Raw genomic sequence first — 17,283 nt, 5'->3', positions numbered from 1 at the left:
CATGCCGAAGTCTTCGGTTCGGGGCTTGAATGCCCTTGGCCGTATTCCTGATGGGTGACAGTTGCCAGCTTCCAGCACTGCAACACCCGTACCGTTTTCCGCTGTTGGAGCTTGAAAACGGCTGCCATCCGCTTGAGCGGTTTGGGCTTTCAAAAAATGCTTGGGTTCGACCAAACAGGAGCAAGAAAGGGCTTGAGTTTCTTGTCTGATTTGTGTTGGGTCTTTTCGCTCAAAACCCTACATGTAGGGTTTTTTTAGCGCCGAGGTACAAGATAATGCGTTTTGGGGGGCTTAGCAACGCACTGCCTGTGGATAACGCTGTGGGTAAAATGTGTATGAAACGTAGAACACCCGTGTAGGCCGCAGTGCTGCTGGATTCGGCCGTTTGTCACTGAATATTCCAAGTTAAAAACAGCCGGTTGGATTTTTGAGGGCGCGAACCCTATCACAAAAAAACGCGATCACCGAATGGATTTACCGGCTTGTGTTTGAGGGTTGGGGCATGGCTACAATCGACCTTCAATAGAGGCAGTAGTGTGCTTCCCGTACATGACAATAATTAGAATCGAGGTAGCGCATGGATCAAGAAGCCTGGCAAATCCTGATCGTCGAGGATGACGAGCGATTGGCTGAACTGACCCGTGAGTATCTGGAAAGCAACGGCCTGCGCGTGGCGGTCGAAGGCGACGGAGCCCTGGCCGCCGCGCGGATCATCGCCGAGCAACCCGACCTGGTGATCCTCGACCTGATGTTGCCCGGCGAAGATGGCCTGAGCATCTGCCGCAAGGTACGCGAGCGCTACGATGGGGTGATCCTGATGCTCACCGCCCGCACCGACGACATGGACCAAGTGCTGGGCCTGGACATGGGCGCCGATGACTACGTGTGCAAGCCCGTGCGCCCGCGCCTGTTGCTGGCGCGCATCCAGGCGCTGTTGCGGCGCAGCGAGCCGGCCGAACCCGCCACTGTGGAAAACCAGCGGCGCCTGCAATTCGGCCCATTGGTAGTAGACAACGCCCTGCGCGAAGCCTGGCTGCACGACGGCAGTATCGAACTGACCAGCGCCGAATTCGACCTGCTGTGGCTGCTGGTGGCGAATGCCGGACGCATCTTGTCCCGCGAAGAAATCTTTATCGCCCTGCGCGGCATCGGCTATGACGGCCAAGACCGCTCCATTGATGTGCGCATCTCACGCATCCGCCCGAAAATCGGCGACGATCCGATCCATCCGCGCCTGATCAAGACCATTCGCAGCAAAGGCTACCTGTTCGTCCCCGAAGCCTGCGCCGACGTGCCGCTGTGAACTCGATCTTCCTGCGCATCTATGGCGGCATGTGCGCGGCGCTGATCCTGGTGGCGCTGCTGGGCGTGCTGGCCCTGCACCTGCTTAACGAGGTGCGCAGCGGTCAGTACCGCGAGCGCCTGGCCCACGGCACCTTCGCCCTGATGGGCGACAACCTGCAGCCCATGAGCGCCATCGAACGCCAACGCGCCCTGGCAGTGTGGGAGCGTTTGCTGGGCATCCCCCTGGAGCTGCGCAGCCTCACCGACGCACAGTTGGACCTCAGCCAGCGCAACCGCCTGCAACGCGGCCAGGTACTGGTCGAGCAGACTGGGCCCCATGCCGCCCGGGTGCTGCGCCTGGTCAGCGATAAAGAGCAATGGGTGCTGACGGGTGAGGTGCAGCAGATCAGCGAACAACTGGCCCGTGCGACTATTTACCTGCTGGCCGACGAATTGGTGCGCTTCCCCGTGGCCGAGCAGCCGCAACGGTTGGCGGATATAAAGCAAGCCAAGGGCTTTGGCTTTGAAATGCACCTGATGACCCTCGATCAGGCCGACATGGACGACGACCAGCGCCGTCGTGTGTCGGAGGGTGACACGGTGATGGCCCTGGGCAAGGGCGGCGACTCGATCCGCGTGTTCTCCGGCATCGTTGGCACGCCCTGGGTACTGGAACTTGGACCGCTGTATCAAATGAACCCGTATCCGGTGCAATGGCTGGTCCTTATCGCCTTGATCGGCCTGACCCTGATCGGCCTCATCGTCTATTTATTGGTACGCCAGCTTGAGCGCCGGCTCCGTGGCCTGGAAGCCGCGGCGACACGCATCGCCAAGGGCAATCTGGAAGTGCGCGTGCCCGCTCGGGGCGCGGACTCGGTGGGCCGCCTCGCCGCCGCCTTCAATGGCATGGCCGAGCACTTGCAGCAATTGCTGGCGATCCAGCGCGAGCTCGTGCGTGCGGTGTCCCACGAACTGCGCACACCGGTGGCGCGCCTGCGCTTCGGCCTGGAGATGATCGGCGATGCTGCCACCCCCGAGGCCCGGCGCAAGTACCTGGAAGGCATGGACGGCGATATCCAGGACCTCGATGGACTGGTGGATGAAATGCTCACCTACGCACGGCTCGAACAGGGCGCGCCGCAGCTGACTTTTCAGCGGGTCGACCTGAGTGCGTTGCTGGATCAGGTGATTGGCGAATTATCGCCACTGCGTGCGCAGGTGGCGGTGGCGCGGGGAATCTGCTTGTCATCGGCCCATTGGGACGACGCCTGGGTCGACGCCGAGCCCCGCTATTTGCACCGCGCCCTGCAAAACCTGGTGAGCAACGCAATGCGCCATGCCAAGGGCCAGGTGCTGATCAGTTATCAGGTGGGGCAGGTGCGCTGTCGCATCGATGTGGAGGACGACGGCCCTGGTGTGCCGGAAAGCGCATGGGAGCGTATCTTTACGCCGTTCCTGCGACTGGACGACAGCCGCACCCGCGCTTCCGGCGGCCATGGCCTGGGCTTGTCGATTGTGCGGCGGATCATCTATTGGCACGGCGGGCGGGCGCTGATCAGCAAGAGCAACAATCTGGGCGGGGCGTGCTTCAGCCTGAGTTGGCCGAGGGATCAGGACAAAACCTGACATCCTCATCGGGGGCTTGCCCCCGATAGCGATCAATCAGGCACCAACGGCCACCAGGCTCAACAACTGCCCGTCATCCACCGCAAACTGCCCAGTCAGCTCCTTGCCGTGGCACCACTCGCTGGACAGGTCAGTCAGCAGCCGCAAGCGCACATGGCCGGCCTCGGTCCATTCAACCACCTCGGCATGCTCAAAATAGAAGCGCTTCTGCACAATCGGGTAGAGCGCCTTGAACAGGCTTTCCTTGACCGAAAACGTCAGCGTCACCAGCAACGCAATCTGCTCTCGCGGCACGTTGGCCATCCGTTGCAGCTCATCAGTCGTCAGAATTTCCCCGGCCAGCCGCTCCGCCCGTTCCAGCGTCAGTACATTTTCCAGGTCCATTCCCAGCCCGCGCCATTGCGCCTTGTACCCGACAACCGCCGCAGCATGCCCGGTGCTGTGGGTGATGGAGCCACTGATGTGCCCAGGCCAGACCGGTGCACGGTCTTCGCCGATGGCCGGGACGCATTCAAGTTGGTCAAGCTGTTGCAAGGCTGCGCGGGCGCACAGGCGACCGGCCAGGAACTCGGCTTGGCGCTTGGCCACCGAGCGCTGGATGCTCGCCGGTGGCGGCACGGCGCAGTGCTGGAAATCACCCGCCGCCAACAACGCCGGGTCGAAGCGGGTGCCGATAAACACCGTGCCCGGTAAAGGTTCGGGCAGCGGCCAGTGGTCGTTGAGTGGGGTGCAGCAAGCAGGTAGAAGGTTCATGGGCGGTAGTTTGCCGAGTTGACGCGCCAGAGGATAGCCCGCAGCGGTGTGCCGCCTGTTCAGGGGGAGTTCAGGGGCGTTTGCGTAGGCTGGTTCCAACAGCCAAACGCGTATGAGGTAACACCATGACTGCGATCAAAAAGCTGATGTTGGCGTTGACCATGCTCAGTGCCACCGCCGGGGTCCAGGCCTCTGATGGTGACTTTGCCGCATTCGGTCGCGAGAAAACCAAGAAAACCAGCACCTTGATTCAACGCGTCAGCTTTGATGACGCGAGCAGTCAGCCTGCGCCTTGGGGCCAGTCACTGGGCGTTACTGCACCACAGCCGGCGTACCGCACCGGTTATGCGCACCTGAGCGGCCGGTTCAATGGCATTAAACTGCGCCCGCAAGACCTGCAGGGCCGCTATGATGTCCCCCTGTCGGACAGTTGATTTGCTTTGGAGAGCCTTATGAAATTGCTGGTGGTGGAAGATGAGGCGCTGCTGCGTCATCACCTGTTTACCCGCCTGACCGACAGCGGCCACGTGGTCGAGGCTGTGGCCAATGCCGAAGAGGCGCTGTACCAGACCGGTCAATTCAACCATGACCTGGCGATCATCGACCTCGGCTTGCCCGGCATGGGCGGCCTGGACCTGATCCGCCAACTGCGCAGCCAGGCCAAGACGTTTCCGATCCTGATCCTCACCGCGCGCGGCAACTGGCAGGACAAGGTCGAAGGCCTGGCCGCCGGCGCCGACGACTACGTGGTCAAACCGTTTCAGTTCGAAGAGCTGGAGGCGCGCATGAACGCCTTGCTGCGTCGCTCCAGCGGGTTCACCCAGTCGACCATCGTTGCCGGGCCCTTGCTGCTGGACCTCAACCGCAAGCAAGCGTCCCTCGACGAACAGCCGCTGGCGCTGACTGCCTACGAATACCGCATCCTTGAATACTTGATGCGCCATCACCAGCAAGTCGTCGCCAAAGATCGCTTGATGGAACAGCTCTACCCGGATGACGACGAGCGCGATCCAAACGTCATTGAAGTCTTGGTCGGTCGCCTGCGCCGCAAGCTGGAAGGCCCGGCCGGGTTCAAGCCGATCGACACCGTGCGTGGCCTGGGCTACCTGTTCAATGAGCGCTGCCGTTGATCCGCTCGTTACGCGTGCGCTTGATGCTGGCGGCCGCGACTTTGGCCGTGTTGTTTATGCTCGGCCTGCTACCGGCCATGCAGGGCGCATTCAGCCTGGCGTTGCAGGATTCCATCGAGCAGCGCCTGGCGTCGGACGTGACGACGCTGATCTCCGCCGCGCGGGTCGAAAATAATCGTCTGATGATGCCGGCGCAGTTGCCGGACGAACGTTTCAACCTCACCGACAGCCGCTTGCTCGGCTATATCTACGACCGCGAAGGCCACCTGGTGTGGCGCTCGCGGGCGACTCGGGAAGAAAACATCAATTACAAGCCGCGCTATGACGGACGCGGCAATGAGTTTGCGCGGATTCGCGAGGCGGACGGCCAGGAGTTCTTCGTCTACGACGTGGAAGTCAAACTGCTCGGCGGCAAGAGCGCGGCGTTCAGTATCGTTGCCCTGCAACCGGTGCGTGAATATCAGTTGACCCTCGAAGGCCTGCGCGAAAACCTCTACCTGGGCTTCGGTGCCGCCTTGCTGGTGCTGCTCACATTGTTGTGGCTGGGCCTGACCTGGGGTTTGCAAGCCCTGCGGCGCTTGAGCCAAGAGCTTGACCAGATCGAAGGCGGCACCCGCGAAAGCCTGTCCGAACAACACCCGCGCGAACTGCTGCGCCTCACCGGTTCCCTTAACCGCTTGCTGCACAGCGAGCGTGAACAACGGGCGCGGTACCGCGATTCCCTTGATGACCTGGCCCACAGCTTGAAAACGCCGCTCGCGGTGTTGCAAGGCGTGAGCGAAGACATGGCCAAGCGCCCCGAAGACCGCGACCAGGCTTGGGTGCTGCAATCTCAGATCGAGCGTATGAGCCAGCAGATCAGCTACCAGTTGCAGCGCGCCAGCCTGCGCAAAAGCGGCCTGGTACGCCATCAGGTGCGCCTGGAACCGGTGCTGCAAAGCCTGTGCGATACGCTGGGCAAGGTCTATCGCGACAAGGACGTCAGGGTGTCCTTTGAGTTGCCGCACGCCTGCGACGTGCCGATCGAGAAGGGCGCCCTGCTCGAATTGCTCGGCAACCTGCTGGAAAACGCCTATCGACTGTGCCTGAGCGAAGTGCGCGTCAGCCTGACGGAGAATCTCGAAGGCATCGAGTTGTGCATCGAAGATGATGGGCCAGGCGTGCCGCCCGACCAGCGCGCGCGGATTCTGCAACGGGGCGAGCGGCTGGACCGCCAGCATCCGGGGCAGGGGATTGGGTTGGCGGTGGTCAAGGACATCATCGAAAGCTACGGCGCGCGGCTGACCTTGGGGGATTCGCCGTTGGGTGGGGCGGCGTTCAAGATTCATTTTCCGGCGGTGTAATCTGCAGTGTCTGGGCTGGCTCTATCGGGGGCAAGTCGAATCGTCGCACCGCCCCTCCCACCTTTGACTGTGTTCACAAAGTTTGATGTGTGAATAAATTCAAAATGTGGGAGGGGGCTTGCCCCCATGAGGCCCTCACACACAACACACCCCTAACTCTCCTGCGCGCGATAGGCCCCCGGCGTCAGCCCCGTCCACTTCTTGAACGCCCGATGAAACGCCGACGGCTCGGAAAACCCCAACTGCTCGGCAATCTCCTGCAACGACAAATCCGCCCGTCCCAGATGGTAGATGGCGATGTCCCGTCGCAACTCATCCTTGAGCGCCTGAAAGCTGGTGCCTTCTTCACGCAAATGCCGACGCAGGGTTTGCGGGCTGATGTGCAGGTGCTGCGCAACGGCTTCCAGGTCTGGCCAGGGCGTGCGGTCGCGGCTCAGCAAGCGACGCAACTGGCTGCTCAAGCTGTCGCCTTCGTCCGGGCGTGACAGCAGGTCGGCGGGGGAGCGCTCCAGAAAGTGCTTGAGGGTGCGCTCGTCCTGTAACAGCGGCAGGCTCAGGTAGCGGGCGGGAAATACCAGGCTGCTGCTCGGTGCGCCAAACACTTGGGTGCAGGGAAACAGCAGGTCATATTCCCCGGCGTGGGCAGGCATCGGGTAACTGAACGTGGCCTGGTGCAAGCGAATACGCTGGCCGATCAGCCAACTGCCCAGGCGATGCCAGATCACCAGCAGGCATTCGCTGAGGAAGTGATCCGGGTCCCAGAGTTGTGAGTCATCCAGGCTCAGTCGGGCCATTTCGCCTTCCCGCGTCAGCTGCCAGCGCGGGCCTTGCGGGAATAGGCTATAAAATAATAAGCCGCGTTCCAGAGCCTTCTCCAGGGTGCGGCAGTGGATCAACGCATGGCACATCATGGCGAAGGTGCCACGTTTGCTTGGGCCGTCGGCAAAACCCAGGTACTCGTCGTCCAATGCCAACCAGAGCATTTGCAACAGCCGGGTAAATTGCTCCGGCGCCATTCGGGCGCGAGGTTCAGTCAGCAGCTCTGGGGTGATGCCCAGTTGTTGCAGCAGGGCCGAATAATCGTAACCGGCCCGACGCGCACCGCCGAGGGCGGCCCGGGCGTAGTGACTGGCGATGGTGCGTTCACGCATGCGGGGCCCTCGTCCATGGAATGGCGGATGGTAGTCAGCACCCGGCAGGGCGACAAGGCGGATATCCGCCAAATTGTAGGACGCGATTGGGCACAGTGGCGGAAACTCGCCAACAGATCTGGCGCTTGGGAGGGCGCCTGAAAACCCTCAGCCCTTATGCCTGAAGGCGTTTGGCGTTTTTCGGCAAAGTGGCACGACGTTTGCGATAAGGATTACAGCGCAGGCCTGAACCTACAGGCTTCGCAAACAACAAATCCCTCCAGTGCAGGAGGGTTCGCAATTCAAGTGTCGTGGGCAATGGCGGATATTTGCCACACGGGACGATTGAGGAATTTTGCAATGACGACTCGTCAGCCAATCTACAAATCCCTGTATTTCCAGGTGATCGTTGCAATCGTTATCGGTATTTTGCTCGGTCACTTCTACCCGCAGACCGGTGTGGCCCTCAAGCCGCTGGGTGACGGGTTTATCAAACTGATCAAAATGGTCATCGCCCCGATCATCTTCTGCACCGTTGTCAGCGGCATCGCTGGCATGCAAAGCATGAAATCGGTCGGCAAAACCGGCGGCTACGCGCTGCTGTACTTCGAAATTGTTTCCACCGTTGCCCTGCTGATCGGCCTGATCGTGGTGAACGTTGTGCAACCGGGCGCCGGCATGCACATCGACGTCGCGACCCTGGACGCTTCCAAAGTCGCGGCCTACGTGACCGCCGGTAAAGACCAGAGCATCGTCGGCTTTATCCTCAACGTCATTCCGAACACCATCGTCGGCGCCTTCGCCAACGGCGATATCCTGCAAGTGCTGATGTTCTCGGTGATCTTCGGTTTCGCCCTGCATCGCCTGGGTGCCTACGGCAAGCCGGTGCTGGACTTCATCGATCGCTTCGCCCACGTGATGTTCAACATCATCAACATGATCATGAAGCTCGCGCCAATCGGTGCCCTGGGCGCCATGGCGTTCACCATCGGTGCCTACGGCGTAGGTTCCCTGGTGCAGTTGGGCCAACTGATGATCTGCTTCTACATCACGTGCCTGCTGTTCGTGCTGGTGGTGCTGGGTGGTATCTGCCGCGCTCACGGTTTCAGCGTGATCAAGTTGATCCGCTACATCCGTGAAGAGCTGCTGATCGTGCTGGGTACTTCCTCCTCGGAATCCGCGCTGCCACGCATGCTGATCAAGATGGAGCGTCTGGGTGCGAAGAAATCCGTAGTGGGCCTGGTCATCCCGACTGGCTACTCCTTCAACCTCGACGGTACTTCGATCTACCTGACCATGGCTGCCGTGTTCATCGCCCAGGCGACTGACACCCACATGGACATCACCCACCAGATCACCCTGCTGCTGGTGCTGCTGCTGTCCTCCAAAGGCGCAGCTGGCGTGACCGGTTCGGGCTTCATCGTACTGGCTGCAACCCTGTCGGCCGTAGGCCACCTCCCGGTTGCCGGCCTGGCGCTGATCCTGGGTATCGACCGCTTCATGTCCGAAGCCCGCGCACTGACCAACCTGGTCGGTAACGCTGTTGCCACTATCGTTGTGGCCAAGTGGGTCAAGGAACTGGACACCGACAAGCTGCAAAGCGAGCTGGCGTCCGGCGGTACCGGTATCTCGGAAACCCGCGAAATCGATGACCTGGGCGTGGCCGAAGGCCCGGCACCTGTCGTCAAGTAAGCCGCTGATGGCGTGAATCCACGCCAACAGCTATCCGCAAACGCCCCGACTGGTTCGGGGCGTTTGCGTTTCTGCCCGGCCACTTTTGAATCGGTTTGCTTTACAGTAAATGAATACTTCATCAACAACGCTGGCGGGAGACTGAATGGACAGTGTGGATTTGAATGTCCTGCGCAGCGTGCTCGAGTGGCGCCGCGCCGGGCAGCGAGTGGTGTTGTACAGCGTGGTCCAGACCTGGGGCAGTGCACCGCGTCCACCGGGGGCGATGCTGGCCCTGAGGGGAGATGGGGTGGTGATTGGCTCGGTCTCCGGCGGTTGCATCGAGGATGATTTGATCGCCCGGCTGCAGGACGGCCGCTTGCCCGATGACGGCCCGCCGGTGCAGTTGGTGACCTACGGTGTCACCCGCGATGAGGCGGCGCGTTTTGGCTTGCCCTGTGGCGGTACGCTGCGCCTGACCGAAGAACGGGTGGACGACTGGGGCTGGGTCGCGCAGTTGCTGGCGCGCTGCGAGGATCATCAGATTGTTGCGCGGGAGCTTGATCTGGCAACTGGCGAAGTGACACTCAGCGGCGCGAGCAAGACCGATGTGGTCACGTTCGACGGCGAACGCCTGCGCGCCATCTACGGCCCACGCTGGCGCCTGCTGCTGATTGGCGCCGGGCAGCTGTCGCGCTATGTGGCAGAAATGGCGCGCCTGCTGGATTTCGAAGTGCTGATCTGCGACCCACGCGAAGAGTTCGTGTACGGCTGGGAAGAGCAACATGGCCGCTTTGTGCCGGGCATGCCCGATGAAGCGGTGCTGAATATCCAGACCGACGAACGCACGGCCATTGTCTGCCTCACCCACGACCCGCGCCTGGACGATATGGCGTTGCTGACGGCGTTGAATTCCAGTGCCTTCTATATCGGCGCGCTAGGTTCACGGGTCAATACCCAGAAGCGCCGCGAAAACCTCGCCGCGCTGCGTCTGTCGGCAGAGGCGATTGCCCGTTTGCATGGGCCGATTGGCTTGCATATCGGCAGTCACACGCCGGCGGAAATTGCGCTGTCGCTGCTGGCGGAAATTGTCGCGATCAAGAACGGCGTGGCGCCGATGCAGAAAAAACCGTTGCCGGCGGTGGCTGAGTGACCGTGACGGCGATTGTGCTGGCGGCGGGGCAGGGCAGCCGGTTCCGTGCCGAGACGGGTCAGGACAAACTCTTGGCACAATGTATCGGCCTGGACGGCGTGACGCGGCCAATGATCGAGCAGGTGCTGATGAATTTGCCGGCGCGTGTAGTGGATCGCTGGGTGGTGACCTCGCCGGGGCGTGTGGAGGTTATCCGCTTGGCCGAGGCTTATGGCTGTCAGGTCTTGCTGTTGCAATCGGCGGGGATGGGCGACAGCATCGCGGCTGCGGTTGCGGCCAGTGCATCAGCCGAGAGTTGGCTGGTGGTCTTGGGCGATATGCCGTTTATCCAGCCAGCGAGTATTGAGCAGGTGATTGGCGCGGTGTCGGCAGAGCGTATTAGTGTGCCGGTGCAGGTGGGGCAGTATGGGCATCCCGTCGCGTTTGGCCGGGCGTTCGGGCCGCACCTGATGGCGCTGACCGGTGATCGCGGCGCCAAGCTGTTGTTTGACCAGGCAGCGTTGCAGGAGGTGCAGGTGGAGGATCCAGGCGTGTTGTGGGATGTGGACCTGCCCGCGAAGTTGCAATACCGATAAATCGGCAGATAAAAAAAGCCCCGCCTGATCACTCAGGCGGGGCTTTTTAGTAGCTACTGGAATCAGACGAGGGATTAGTCTCGTGCTTCTGTTTCCTGAGCTGCCGCAGCGGCGGCCTCAGCTTCCTTGCGACGGCGACGCACTTCACGTGGGTCGTTCGGCGCACGGCCGTTTTCGGTCAGGGCGCTGGCCGGTGCGGCTTCAACCACCGGGGCGGCGACTTCGGCAACCACTGGCGCTTCAACCACTGGCGCGGCCTCAACCACTGGCGCGGCCTCAACGACTGGGGCTGGCTCGACAACCACGGCTTCGACAACCGGCGCTGGCGCTTCTTCTACAACAGGTGCTGGAGCAGGTGCTTCAACCGGGGCGGCAGGTTCGGCAGTCCACTGGAAGGCGGTCTGTTCTTCGCGAACTTCACGCACCGCCGGGGCAGCTTCTTCGGCAGCCGGGGCTTGAACCGGAGCTTCTGCTACGGCTTCAACCACTGGTTGAGGCTCAGCAGCCGGTGCAGGTTCAACGGCAACCACTTCGGTTTCTGGCTGTGCGTCGCGAACCGGTGCTACTTCCACTTCCACTTCCGGAACCACTGGGGCTTCGATCGGGGTGGTGGCTTCGACAGCAGGGGCTTCAACAACTGGAGCTTCAACCACTGGGGCCTCGGCAACGGGTGCTTCTTCTACAGCAGGCGTTTCAACTGCGGCAGTAGCGCGTTCAGCTTGCTCGTGAGCCTGGGCTTCAGCAGGTGCGCTGATGACCGAGCTGGCAACGGCAGCGGTAACGGCCAAGCCGGCAGCCAGTTCGGCACCTGTTGGTTCGTTGGCTTCGTGGGTCGCGCCTTCAGCGTTCTCGCCGGTCTCTTCCGAGCCTTCGATTACATTGCCGTTGGCATCACGCTGACGCTCACGACGGTTGCTGCGACGACGCTGGCCACGGGAGCGGCGGCGTGGACGATCGCCTTCGGCGTTGTCCTGGCCGTCTTCCTGCAGTTGCTCTTCGCCGGTCAGTACTTCTTCTTCGTCACTGGCAGCAGCAGCTTGCTCGGCGCGTGGTTGACGCTCCTCACGCGGTGGGCGCGGCTGGCGCTCTTCACGGGGGGCGCGCTCTTCACGCGGCTGGCGGGCCGGACGCTCTTCGGTGGTTGCAGCGGCGGCGGCAACGGCAGGTGCAGCGTCCAGTGGCTCACGCAGTTCACGCACGCGTTCTTCACGCTCGCCACGCGGTTTGCGATCTTCACGCGGAGCACGTGGGGTACGTGGTGCGCGCTCTTCACGCGGTGCACGTTCTTCACGGGCTACGGCCGGGGTTTCTTCACGGGCTTCGCGAGGTGCGCGCTCTTCACGTGGCGCGCGTTCTTCACGCGGTGCACGTTCTTCGCGAGGCTTGCGCTCTTCGTCACGGCGACCGTTGCGGTTACGGCTTTGCTGACGGCCGTTGCGACGCTCTTCGTTACGTGCAGGGCGCTCGGAAGCTGGTTTTTCAACCACAACCGGAGCCGCAGGCTCTTCCTTGGTGGCGAACAGGCTGACCAGCGACTTCACCAGGCCTTTGAACAGGCTTGGCTCAGGCAGGGCGGCTGGCGCGGCAACCGGGGCGGCAGCTTCAACCGGGACCGGTGCGTTGGCACGGGCTGGCGCGGTTTTCACGGCAGCTTCCTGGCGAACCAGGGTGCGGGTCGCGGCGGCCGGCTGGACTTCTTCCACTTCGGCGGCGGCAGCGGCGATTTCATAGCTGGACTGGCCGCTGTGGGCTTCCGGGCTGTCGTCACGCAGGCGCTGTACTTCGAAGTGCGGCGTTTCGAGATGATCGTTCGGCAGGATCACGATACGAGCACGGGTGCGCAGTTCGATCTTGGTGATCGAGTTGCGTTTTTCGTTGAGCAGGAAGGCGGCAACCGGAATCGGCACTTGGGCGCGGACTTCGGCGGTGCGGTCTTTCAGGGCTTCTTCTTCGATCAGGCGCAGGATCGCCAGGGACAGCGATTCAACGTCACGGATGATGCCGGTGCCGTTGCAACGCGGGCAGACGATGCCGCTGCTTTCGCCCAGGGATGGGCGCAGGCGCTGACGGGACATCTCCAGCAGGCCGAAGCGCGAGATGCGGCCGACCTGTACGCGGGCACGGTCAGCTTCCAGGCATTCGCGGACTTTCTCTTCCACGGCGCGCTGGTTCTTGGCAGGGGTCATGTCGATGAAGTCGATCACGATCAGGCCGCCGATGTCACGCAGGCGCAGTTGGCGGGCGATTTCTTCAGCCGCTTCCAGGTTGGTCTGCAGGGCGGTTTCTTCGATGTCGCTGCCTTTGGTCGCACGCGCCGAGTTGATGTCGATGGACACCAGGGCTTCGGTCGGGTCGATCACGATGGAGCCGCCGGAAGGCAGTTCGACCACGCGCTGGAAGGCGGTCTCGATCTGGCTTTCGATCTGGAAACGGTTGAACAGCGGAACGCTGTCTTCGTACAGCTTGATCTTGCTGGCGTACTGCGGCATCACCTGGCGGATGAAGGTCAGGGCTTCGTCCTGAGCTTCAACGCTGTCGATCAGCACTTCGCCGATGTCCTGGCGCAGGTAATCGCGGATGGCGCGGATGATCACGTTGCTTTCCTGGTAGATCAGGAACGGCGCGGAACGATCCAGGGACGCTTCTTTGATGGCGGTCCACAGTTGCAGCAGGTAGTCGAGGTCCCACTGCATTTCTTCGCTGCTGCGGCCCAGGCCGGCAGTACGAACGATCAGACCCATGTCGGCTGGCGCGATCAGGCCGTTCAGCGCTTCACGCAGTTCGTTGCGCTCTTCGCCTTCGATGCGACGGGAGATACCGCCGGCACGTGGGTTGTTCGGCATCAGCACCAGGTAACGGCCGGCCAGGGAGATGAAGGTGGTCAGGGCTGCGCCCTTGTTGCCACGTTCTTCTTTTTCGACCTGGACGATGACTTCCTGGCCTTCGCTCAGGACGTCCTTGATGTTCACGCGGCCTTCAGGAGCTTTCTTGAAGTATTCGCGGGAGATTTCTTTGAGGGGCAGGAAGCCGTGGCGCTCGGAGCCGAAATCGACAAAGGCAGCCTCAAGGCTTGGTTCGATGCGAGTAATACGGCCTTTATAGATGTTGGCCTTCTTCTGCTCGCGTGCACCGGATTCGATGTCCAGGTCGTAGAGGCGCTGGCCATCTACCAGTGCAACACGCAACTCTTCGGGTTGAGTTGCGTTAATCAGCATTCTTTTCATGTTGTACCGTCGGTTTCCGGGCTGCCGGAAACGGCGTTCGGCACACACGACTTCTCACGGTCGGTGTCAGGTGCGTCAAGAGTGGTTGGCCACTCCAGTGTCCAGCAAAATCGGCCAATGTGGGCCGGTATCGCGACGGACGCGTCCTGCTTGTTAGCGGTGGTGACAAAGGCACCACTTCAACAAAAGCTAAGGTCAGGAGGAGGAATCAACCGGCGACTGTGGACGAGATGAAGCGTCTAAATATAAGCCTAGTGCTACACGGTCCGACGGTTGTGCATCTCCACCCTACACGTATCCCTGATAATTCGGGTGCTGCCGCGCGCAGAATCCGCAGCGGGTTGGCATTTACCGTGTTCTCCAATGGGGAGTTCACGCTCATGGCTAAACAAGACTGAATGTGGGCGACTGCGCTCACACTCAGCTCTTAACAGGCGTTGTTTCCGAAGCATTCGCCGTGGTCTGGCACAAGACTGACTGCACTTTGTGAACTGGCCGTAAATATCGGCGCAGAACGCGAGTATTCACTCTGCTTTCTGCACTCGCTTCAGGCCTCATGTCACCTGCGCTTGTTACAATCTCGAACCTTCCAGGGTGACGAAAGCCCCGTAGGACGGCCTCGCGTCCTGATGAATTGCGATGGTCAGGGCCGGCAGTTTGCCGCAAGTCCTCTGTCCAGGCCGCTTTTGGCGGCGTTCGCGACTATAGCAGCAATGATTAAGTGCTTCAATTCCATAAAAAATTGTTATCATCGCCGCCATGACGACTACCGCCCCCCAGACCCCCAGCGTCCAGCTGCTTGAGGTCTCGCCGGAATATGCCGGCCAACGCATCGACAACTTTCTCCTGGCCAGGCTCAAAGGCGTGCCCAAGACCTTGATTTACCGCATTTTGCGTAAAGGCGAAGTGCGCGTGAACAAGGGTCGGATCAAGCCCGAGTACAAGCTGCAGGCGGGCGATATCGTCCGTGTGCCGCCGGTACGCGTGCCCGAGCGGGACGAACCTGTGCCCCTGGCCCAGGGCCTGCTGCAACGCCTTGAGGCGTCGATTGTCTTCGAAGACAACAAGCTCATCGTGATCAACAAGCCCTGCGGCATTGCGGTCCATGGTGGCAGCGGCCTGACGTTCGGGGTGATCGAAGCCTTTCGTCAGTTGCGCCCTGACGCCAAGGAGTTGGAGTTGGTCCACCGATTGGACCGCGACACCTCCGGGCTGTTGATGATCGCCAAAAAACGCAGCATGTTGCGCCACCTGCACACCGCCCTGCGTGGTGATGGCGTGGACAAGCGCTACATGGCGCTGGTGCGTGGCAACTGGGCCAGCTCCATCAAAAGCGTTCGTGCACCGTTGCAGAAGAGCAACCTGCGTTCCGGCGAGCGTATGGTTGAAGTGGACGAGGAGGGCAAAGAAGCCCTGACCCTGTTCAAGGTGCTGCGCCGCTTCGGTGACTTCGCCACTATGGTCGAGGCCAAGCCGGTGACTGGCCGTACCCACCAGATTCGTGTGCACACCTTGCATGCGGGCCACTGCATCGCTGGCGATACCAAATACGGCGACGAAGACTTTTCCAAGGAAATTCGGGACTTGGGCGGTAAGCGCCTGTTTCTCCATGCCTACATGCTGACTGTACCGCTGCCGGATGGTGGCGAACTGAAATTGCAGGCGCCGGTGGACGAGATGTGGGCCAAGACCGTGGAGCGTTTGAGTGTCGCACCTTGACTACAAGCTGCTGATTTTTGATTGGGACGGGACGCTGGCCAACTCCATTGGTCGCATTGTCGAGTCGATGCACATGGCGTCCACCCGCTCAGGCTTTGCGCTGTGCAGCGACTCGGCGGTCAAGGGCATTATTGGTCTGGGCCTGCCTGAAGCGATCCGTACCCTGTACCCCGAAATCAGTGACGCTGAACTGATCGCCTTTCGCGAACATTACGCTGATCACTACATTGCGCTGGAAGCTGAGCCTTCGCCGCTGTTTGAGGGCGTTGTGCAATCGCTGGAGGTGTTTCGCGCCGAGGGTTATCACTTGGCTGTCGCCACCGGCAAGGCCCGGCGCGGGCTGGATCGGGTGCTCAAGGCTCATGGCTGGGAAGATTACTTCGACATCACCCGCGCAGCGGATGAAACCGCCAGCAAACCTCACCCTCTGATGCTGGAGCAGATCCTGGCTCATTGCGGCGTGTCGCCGCGTCAGGCGCTGATGGTGGGCGATGCCTCCTTCGACCTGATGATGGCGCGCAACGCTGGCATGGACAGCGTGGCGGTCAGCTATGGCGCCCAGGCTGCCGAGGCCTTGCAGCAATACGAGCCCCGGCTGACGATTGATCATTTTTCCGAATTGCAGGCCTGGCTGAGTCGGGCCCAATAAGTCTTTGCTGGGGTTGATGGTATGAGTGACGAGTGGAAAGCGCCTGAAAAGGCTGGAAGTAGTGACGATAAAAGCTGGAAGCTGCTGGAGAAAACCCTCCTGGCTGGCGTCCAGGAGCAGCGTCGCGCACGGCGCTGGGGGATCTTCTTCAAGCTGCTGACCTTCACGTATCTGTTGCTCATGCTGGCGCTGTTCAGTCCGCTGATGGATATGGAGAAAAGCGCAACCCGTGGCGCCAACTACACCGCGTTGATCGAAGTGCGCGGCGTGATTGCCGACAAGGAGCCAGCCAGCGCCGATAACATCGTCGGCAGCCTGCGCGCTGCCTTCGAAGATCCCAAGGTCAAAGGCGTGATCCTGCGCATCAACAGCCCTGGCGGCAGTCCGGTGCAGTCGGGTTATGTGTATGACGAGATTCGTCGTCTGCGCGGCCTGCATCCGGATATCAAGCTGTACGCGGTGATTTCCGACCTGGGTGCTTCGGGTGCCTATTACATTGCCAGTGCTGCTGACCAGATTTATGCCGACAAGGCCAGTCTGGTGGGTTCCATTGGTGTGACGGCGGCCGGTTACGGCTTTGTCGGTGCCATGGAGAAGCTTGGCGTTGAGCGTCGCACCTACACGTCGGGCGAGCATAAGTCGTTCCTGGATCCGTTCCAGCCGCAAAAGGCCGATGAAACCCAATTCTGGCAAGGCGTGCTCGATACTACTCATCGCCAGTTCATTGCCAGCGTGAAGCAGGGGCGTGGTGATCGTTTGAAGGATAAAGACCATCCGGAGCTGTTCTCCGGGTTGGTGTGGTCCGGCGAGCAGGCGTTGCCGCTGGGCTTGATCGATGGTCTGGGCAGTGCCAGTTCGGTGGCGCGGGACGTGATTGGCGAGAAGGAATTGGTGGATTTCACGGTTGAGGAATCGCCGTTTGATCGCTTCTCCAAGAAGCTCGGTGCCAGCGTGGCGGAGAAGCTGGCCTTCTATATGGGCTTCCAAGGCCCGACCTTGCGCTGAGCCGCAGGTACATGCAGATCA

At 61.2% G+C, this 17,283-nt stretch carries 14 protein-coding genes; 11 read left to right on the top strand and 3 right to left on the bottom strand.

What is annotated here, in order from left to right; translation table 11 throughout:
- Window positions 1-577: 577 nt before the first annotated feature.
- On the top strand, window positions 578-1,303 hold the full coding sequence (locus AOA60_RS28570; protein ID WP_099587186.1) for a response regulator: 726 nt from the start codon (window positions 578-580) through the stop codon (window positions 1,301-1,303).
- A complete protein-coding gene (locus tag AOA60_RS28565; protein WP_099587185.1) occupies window positions 1,300-2,910 on the top strand; it encodes an ATP-binding protein in 1,611 nt (536 codons plus the stop codon). Before AOA60_RS28570 ends, AOA60_RS28565 begins: the two co-directional genes overlap by 4 nt.
- Before the next feature lie 36 nt (window positions 2,911-2,946).
- Here AOA60_RS28565 and AOA60_RS28560 read toward each other — a convergent pair whose 3' ends face one another.
- Window positions 2,947-3,663 carry a 4'-phosphopantetheinyl transferase gene (locus tag AOA60_RS28560; RefSeq protein WP_099587184.1) on the bottom strand — a complete coding sequence of 239 codons (717 nt, stop codon included), beginning with the start codon at window positions 3,661-3,663 and terminating at the stop codon, window positions 2,947-2,949.
- A gap of 125 nt (window positions 3,664-3,788) precedes the next feature.
- On the opposite strand from AOA60_RS28560, the gene AOA60_RS28555 reads away from it, so the two are divergent.
- The 3 genes from AOA60_RS28555 to AOA60_RS28545 are packed head-to-tail and all read left to right on the top strand — an operon-like array spanning window position 3,789 to window position 6,136.
- A complete protein-coding gene (locus AOA60_RS28555; protein ID WP_099587183.1) occupies window positions 3,789-4,097 on the top strand; it encodes a hypothetical protein in 309 nt (102 codons plus the stop codon).
- 18 nt (window positions 4,098-4,115) lie between these two features.
- Window positions 4,116-4,793, top strand: coding sequence for a response regulator (locus tag AOA60_RS28550; protein WP_017138377.1), 678 nt, complete (start codon window positions 4,116-4,118; stop codon window positions 4,791-4,793).
- Window positions 4,790-6,136 carry an ATP-binding protein gene (locus tag AOA60_RS28545; RefSeq protein ID WP_099587182.1) on the top strand — a complete coding sequence of 449 codons (1,347 nt, stop codon included), beginning with the start codon at window positions 4,790-4,792 and terminating at the stop codon, window positions 6,134-6,136. The genes AOA60_RS28550 and AOA60_RS28545 overlap by 4 nt, the downstream gene beginning before the upstream one ends.
- A 152-nt stretch (window positions 6,137-6,288) precedes the next feature.
- Here the strand turns inward: AOA60_RS28545 and AOA60_RS28540 are convergent, their stop codons facing one another.
- Window positions 6,289-7,287 (bottom strand): AraC family transcriptional regulator, encoded by a 999-nt coding sequence (locus AOA60_RS28540; protein WP_099587181.1) that lies wholly within the window; start codon window positions 7,285-7,287, stop codon window positions 6,289-6,291.
- A 339-nt stretch (window positions 7,288-7,626) separates the two neighbouring features.
- Here AOA60_RS28540 and AOA60_RS28535 point away from each other — a divergent pair, with 339 nt between their 5' ends.
- From AOA60_RS28535 to AOA60_RS28525, 3 genes are all read left to right on the top strand, one after another.
- The gene (locus AOA60_RS28535) at window positions 7,627-8,958 is read left to right on the top strand and encodes a dicarboxylate/amino acid:cation symporter (RefSeq protein WP_099587180.1); all 1,332 of its coding nucleotides are present in this window, start codon (window positions 7,627-7,629) and stop codon (window positions 8,956-8,958) included.
- A gap of 145 nt (window positions 8,959-9,103) precedes the next feature.
- Complete coding sequence (locus AOA60_RS28530) at window positions 9,104-10,090, top strand: XdhC family protein (protein ID WP_099587179.1); 987 nt, start codon at window positions 9,104-9,106, stop codon at window positions 10,088-10,090.
- Window positions 10,087-10,665, top strand: coding sequence for an NTP transferase domain-containing protein (locus tag AOA60_RS28525; RefSeq protein ID WP_099587178.1), 579 nt, complete (start codon window positions 10,087-10,089; stop codon window positions 10,663-10,665). The genes AOA60_RS28530 and AOA60_RS28525 overlap by 4 nt, the downstream gene beginning before the upstream one ends.
- A 74-nt stretch (window positions 10,666-10,739) precedes the next feature.
- On the opposite strand, the gene rne is transcribed toward AOA60_RS28525, so the two are convergent.
- Window positions 10,740-13,889: a ribonuclease E gene (rne, locus tag AOA60_RS28520; protein WP_178075427.1), complete on the bottom strand. Its 3,150-nt coding sequence runs from the start codon at window positions 13,887-13,889 to the stop codon at window positions 10,740-10,742.
- A gap of 759 nt (window positions 13,890-14,648) precedes the next feature.
- Here rne and rluC point away from each other — a divergent pair.
- From rluC to AOA60_RS28505, 3 genes are read left to right on the top strand one after another with little or no spacing between them, the layout of a single operon-like run.
- Entirely contained in the window at window positions 14,649-15,608 is a 960-nt protein-coding gene (rluC, locus tag AOA60_RS28515) for a 23S rRNA pseudouridine(955/2504/2580) synthase RluC (protein ID WP_071483181.1), read from the top strand.
- On the top strand, window positions 15,595-16,257 hold the full coding sequence (locus AOA60_RS28510; RefSeq protein WP_099587176.1) for an HAD-IA family hydrolase: 663 nt from the start codon (window positions 15,595-15,597) through the stop codon (window positions 16,255-16,257). The genes rluC and AOA60_RS28510 overlap by 14 nt, the downstream gene beginning before the upstream one ends.
- Window positions 16,258-16,278: 21 nt before the next feature.
- Complete coding sequence (locus tag AOA60_RS28505; protein WP_099587175.1) at window positions 16,279-17,262, top strand: S49 family peptidase; 984 nt, start codon at window positions 16,279-16,281, stop codon at window positions 17,260-17,262.
- The last annotated feature ends 21 nt before the right edge of the window (window positions 17,263-17,283 follow it).

Origin of the sequence: Pseudomonas sp. 2822-17 (assembly GCF_002742485.1) — a bacterium.
Classification (GTDB): domain Bacteria; phylum Pseudomonadota; class Gammaproteobacteria; order Pseudomonadales; family Pseudomonadaceae; genus Aquipseudomonas; species Aquipseudomonas cyclaminis.
Note: the sequence above shows the minus strand (reverse complement) of the source record. Positions and strands in the feature narration are given on the sequence as shown.